The sequence below is a fragment of the Hansschlegelia beijingensis genome (assembly GCF_045505405.1).
GTDB classification, from domain to species: Bacteria; Pseudomonadota; Alphaproteobacteria; order Rhizobiales; family Methylopilaceae; genus Methylopila; species Methylopila beijingensis_A.
Genome location: NZ_JBJKEX010000210.1, coordinates 1 through 5,370, shown reverse-complemented (window position 1 = coordinate 5,370; position 5,370 = coordinate 1). Strand labels below are relative to the sequence as shown.

Below are 5,370 nucleotides of genomic sequence, written 5' to 3'. Positions count from 1 at the left end.
CCGCCCGCGCCCGACATCGCCTGGACGAGGATGCCGCGCGCGGTGGCGCCCGACGTGTCGATGGTCGCTCCCGACGTGACGGCGACGCCGCCCGAATCCCCGCCGCGGCCGCCGTCGCCGCCATGACCGTCGCCCAGGCCGGCGGTGATCGCCCCGGCGTCCCCGGCGTCGCCGCCGATGCTGAGAGCCGTTATCCCGTTCGATGAATCGCCCGAGGTGGTGAGCGTGACGCCGGCGTCCGCCGAGACCGTTACGAGCTCGGCGGCGCCGCCGGCCCCACCGGGCTGGCCTTGGGAGAAGGTGCCGACGGCGTCCACCGTCCCGCTCATGCCGCCTTGGCCGCCCTTCGCGGAGGCCAGAACGGCGCTCGATGAAGAGCCGCTGGTCTTGATCGTCGCGCCGGCGCCGACGCTGACGCTCACTGAATCGCCGCGACCGCCGGCGCCGGCCGCAGAGGGGGTGATGCCGGTGCCGCGCGCTTCGCCGCCGTTTCCGCCTTTTCCGCCCTGGGCTTTCGCCTCGATGCCCGACGAATCCGAGCCTGTCGTGGTGATCGCGAGCAGGCCGGTGGTGGTCACCGACACCGCGGTCAGCCCGGCGGCGTGTCCGGCGTTGCCGCCGTCGCCGCCATTGCCGGGCGTGACGTTGATGCTGACCCCGATGCCGTCGTCGCCGCCGGTCGAGCCATTGCCGCCGGCCGCTACGGCGGAGACGCCGGACGCGGTTGAGCCGGCCGTCGAGATGACGTTCCCGTCGCCGGAGCCCTGTGCGAGCGTGATCGTCAGAGCGTTGCCGCTGCCGCCGATGGCGCCATTGCTGTTGTCGTTGTCGTCGCCGTCGGCCACGCCGGCCGCGCCGCCGGTCTGTCTGGCGACGAGGCCGCCCATGTGGTCGCCTTTGGCCGAGATCGTGCTGTCCGTCACCTTGATCGTCGCCGGACCGCTGCCGCCGCCGAGCCCCGCGGACTGGTCGTGATAGCCGGCGCCGCCGGCGCCGCCGATCTGCTCGACGAACACGGCCGCCCCCTTGGGGGTCTGCGCGTTGGTGTTCACCGAGATGGTGCTGTTGCTGAGCGTCAGATCGACAACGCCCGCCGCGGAGCCAGGCGCGCCGCTGTAGTCATGGCTGGTGCTGTCGCCTCCCGTCCCCCCGTGTGTCTGGACGTAGAGCCCGAATACGGCGTTCATCGGTATCGAGCCGGGCGTGAAGGCGAGCTCCATGTCGAGCAGGCTCAGGTTGGTGGTGATCGATCCTGTCGGAGTGCCTGCGCCGGGCGGCTCGCCCTTGTCTCCGCCGTTTCCGAGGGTCGACTGGTAGATGCCCCCGATGACCCCTTGAGCGGTCGACGCCGAGGGGTTGGTGAACGTGACGCTCGCGCCGGAGCTCGTCAGAGAGAGGGGCGTCGCGTCGGTCACGCTCCCCAGCTGCTCCACCGCGAAGCCCGGGCGGCCGGAGATCGTGTAATTGTAGGAGCCGCTCAGCGTGTCGTCATAGCCCATATACTGCTGCGCGAGAGCTGCGCTTCCGAAGAACCCCGCCTCGACGGTGAAGACGATCGACAGAACCATTGGATTTATTAGTCGGCTCATCTTCTGGCTCCAAGAAGCTCTTGCGGCCGCTCCCCGGGGCGGGGCGCAGTCCAGAACGTCACGGCTGCGGGCCGCGTTCGCGCATGTCCCGATCGCCGGATCCAGCGATCATCTTCAGATGAGAGGCGGCGCGGAGATCCTTTCGCGCCGCCGAGTCAAGCCGTAGCCGAAGGTTAGGATGACCAATAGACGCGATGTCAGCCCGCGCGTCTGAGGTGCGATTTGATGTAAATTTGGTTATAATTTTCCATTATACGTCCCCCGCCGCCATCCTGCGATCGACACTTGTCCCGCTGGACGCCTTGCAACGTCCAATTCTATTCGTCGGCTAATTTGAAATGTACATTGATGGCGCGGAAACACCGAAATCAAGCGCGCGGTCGGTGTTAATCCTGCGATCAACAACCGCTGGTAGCTGGTCCGGCAGATTGCGGGGGGGAGCGAGCGTGCCCCGTCGACGGCGGGCAGGTCCGGATCTTCACGAAGAACGGCTTCGACTGGGCGGCGCGCATGCCAGCGATCGCCGCGCTCGAGCAGCTGCCGGTCTCCTCCTGGCCTCAGCCAGGCGCTGACCGAAGCCGGCGCGCTTCCCCTCTCGGCCGGCTGGGATACACGACAGGAAGTGCCCGGCGTCGGCGCATTGCCCCAGCGCCGGATTCCATGCCCGACCTTCGCTGCCACGCGACCGGTTCTGGAACGCGTCATCAGCCAAAGGCTAAAGGCGCAGACCAACGTCACGATCCGCCGCGGGGTCGCCGCGCTTGGCGTTTCCACGGCTCCTGACGGAAGTCGGGCGACCGGCGTCCGCGTCGACGACGAGAACGGAGAGGCCAAGGATATCAGGGCCGATCTGGTTGTGGACGCCTCGGGCCGGATTGGTCTTATCGTCAGGGCCCCGGAGGCGATGGGGCGCCCGATGCCAAGGGGCGACGCGATCGGCATCGACATCGGCTACACGACCGGAGTGTTCCGGATCCCGAACGACGCTGAGCCCGATGTCGGGGAGGGGTTTGTCGCCCCTCGGCCCCCCGAGCCGAAACGCTTCTGCGCGCAAGCGCCTCGTTTCAGCAGGGCTGGACCGGGGAGATGCCGTCAGACAGGCCGTCGCGGCGGCTCGCGATCTGATGATGTCATCACATCAAAATCTCCTCACATCGCCGAATACCGCGACGACCACCGGCAGAGGCAAGTCCTCGGCCGCCGGTCGTTCAGGCTCGCAGAAGAGCCGCTCGGCGAGAGGCTTTCGCCCAAGGCGCGGCTTCACGGTTTGCGACCCAGTCGAGCAGCTGGACTTCGACCGGTTTCAGGTGCTTCGTCAGTGTGGGAAGCTTCTCCAGAAGCTTGCGCTGCTTCATGACCTCAATCGGGTCGCAATAGCGGTTGGTCGTCTCCGACCTGCCTGTGTGGCCCATCAGATCCTGGCGAAACTCTTCCGCTACGCCGGCCTTCTTGAGCTGGTCGTTGAAGAAGTGACGGTAGCCATGGGGCGAGGCGGCGTACTTTTTGATGACCGACGCGATCTCCTTGTAGAAGCGGTCTCCCAGCTGGCCCCTTGACGAGGCTGAGTAGAGATCAGGAAACAGCAGCTCATGGCCGACGGCCCTGATTTTCTCGACATAGCCGACGAAGCCGAGGCGGATGAGTTCGGGATGAGCGAGGATGTTCCGCTCAGACACCTCGTTCTTGAGGCGCCGGAATTTGTTTCCGCGAACCATGAAATAGGCTGCGCCGTCAACGAAGCCGACATCATCGACGGCCAGGCCGCAGGCCTCGTCGCGTCTCATGCCGGAGTAAGCCAGTATGATCGGGACCCAGTAAGCGGCCCGGTGAAGGACGAGCGGTCCGGGTTTGGCGAGCCTGCGCCAATGGGCGTAGCCGGTGTAGATCGTGGACCCGAAAAGGCCCGCGACGGCGTCCTCCTTCGGGACCGGCCGTTGTCGGCGAGCCGGCTTGTTCTGACGCTGGTGAAATTTGGACGCGTCGAGCCGCTCGTCCACGGTCTCGCCGCTTGATTTTGCGAACTCGATCAGCTGGCCGATGAAGGTCCAGTGCCTGTTGCGCGTGCCGATTTCGAGACCGCGTTCCGCGCTTTGCGGCCCCTTCGCGCTGTCCTCGAACTCGCGGATGGTCCTGAGTTTGTCGTGAGGGCTCTTGCCATACGTTTTGGGAAGGGTCCGACGCAACAGGACATCGAACGCGGCGAGGCGGTCCTGTCTCAGATCGGCGATCCGATCCGATCCATGGCTCTCGCTCATGAAGCGCTGGAGCAGATTGAAGATCGAACGGGCCTGCGAGGCGGTCTTCGGCGTCCAGTGATGATCGTCGCCCTGCTTGTTCGCGCAGAGGCGATCGCCGAGCGCCACGATGGTTGGGCCGACTGCGGCGCTCCTGTTCGTATCCTGAGCGTTCGCCACATTGCTCGGCGCGGGGGAGGGCGTCCGGGGCGAAGTTGCGGCGAGCTCGCCCGCACGGTCGATCGGGGCTCCTTCTTCCAGAAGCGCCGCGACCGCCTCCGCCACGAGGTCGTCGTAGGGCAGATCAAGGTTGACCATGTCCGCGCTTCGGATCAGGGCTTCGCCAAGCGCGCGATAGTAGATGTTTTTCGAGGCCGTCACGTTGCGCGCGTTCGGCTCGGCTCCGATGGTCGAAAGCAGCTTCTGGATCCGACCGACCGATGTTGCCGAAGCCGTTATCGTGCGGAGCTCTTCGAGCTGCTGGAGGGCGCGATCCGCGCCCGGTTCGCTCAACCCGCGTGAGAGCAGGTGCTGGCGCTCTCCGGACGACGGGGCTGCGCCAAACTCCGACAGCATCAGATAGGCGTGGCCTCTCGCGCGCTCGAGCTCGGCGATGTTTTCGAGGTTGCGGCCGTCGGCGCGGTCGATTTCCCTCAGCTGCATCATCTTGACGAGATGCATCGTGAAGGCCGCGGTGAACAGGTCGCTGGCCTGCTGCTTGGTGAGGATTGCGGAGATCGGCATAGCGAACAGACGCTCGGCGAGTGCTGACATCTGCGCTCCCCGGAAACGTGCGATCCGCGAATCCATCGTGCGCAATGAAATTTCCAGGTGTGATTTGCCAATCCGACAAGCGATTTCGGCGGGCAGCCTGCGGCGCCAGTAATAGACGGCGCCGCGCCGCGCGAGATTTGAAACCCGACCCATGGGACTGCGCCTTCGCTTCAGGCGCGCGTTCAGAGTGTTTCGCCGGCGGTTGAGGCGCGTGACCCAGGCTTGTGACCCCGGACTGTGCCCCACCTCGCGGCTGGACTCCCCAGCTGGAACGGAAGATCCAAGAGGTTCTTGGGCCAAAGATGTGCTTGGCTGGGGCGGGAGGATTCGAACCTCCGCATGGGGGAATCAAAATCCCCTGCCTTACCGCTTGGCGACGCCCCACCGAGCGGCTATGGCCGCTCGCCGTGGGCGATGGATAGCGGCGCGCGGGAGCGCCCGCAACCGCCAACATTTCGGGGAGCCGAACAGGGCCGGTGATGAGCGACGACCTCGACCTCGACCTGAGCGCGGAGGCGCAGCCCGGCGCGGTCGTCGAGGTCGCCCCGCTGGTGCGCCGCATCGTGGCACCCAATCCCTCGCCCTTCACCTTTACGGGCACCGCCAGTTATGTGGTCGGCCGCGGCCAGGTCGCGATCGTCGATCCGGGGCCGGACGATCCTGCGCACCGCGCCTCCTTGCTGCGCGCGGTCGCGGGCGAGACGGTGCGGTATGTGGTGGCGACCCACACCCATATGGACCACACCGCGGGCGCGGCCGCGCTCGCCGCCGCG

At 66.5% G+C, this 5,370-nt stretch carries 3 protein-coding genes and 1 tRNA gene; 1 reads left to right on the top strand and 3 read right to left on the bottom strand.

Translation table 11 applies throughout. From position 1 onward, the window contains the following. The 3 genes from ACIKT0_RS12490 to ACIKT0_RS12480 all read right to left on the bottom strand — a co-directional run. On the bottom strand, window positions 1-1,589 hold a 1,589-nt coding region (locus ACIKT0_RS12490), incomplete at its 3' end, for a beta strand repeat-containing protein (RefSeq protein ID WP_407105653.1). A gap of 1,208 nt (window positions 1,590-2,797) precedes the next feature. Further along, entirely contained in the window at window positions 2,798-4,897 is a 2,100-nt protein-coding gene (locus ACIKT0_RS12485) for a DUF6538 domain-containing protein (RefSeq protein WP_407105652.1), read from the bottom strand. Between the two features lie 9 nt (window positions 4,898-4,906). Continuing rightward, window positions 4,907-4,981 (bottom strand) — tRNA-Gln (locus tag ACIKT0_RS12480). 95 nt (window positions 4,982-5,076) lie between these two features. On the opposite strand from ACIKT0_RS12480, the gene ACIKT0_RS12475 reads away from it, so the two are divergent. Beyond that, window positions 5,077-5,370: MBL fold metallo-hydrolase (locus ACIKT0_RS12475; RefSeq protein ID WP_407105651.1), on the top strand; the 294-nt coding region annotated here is incomplete at its 3' end.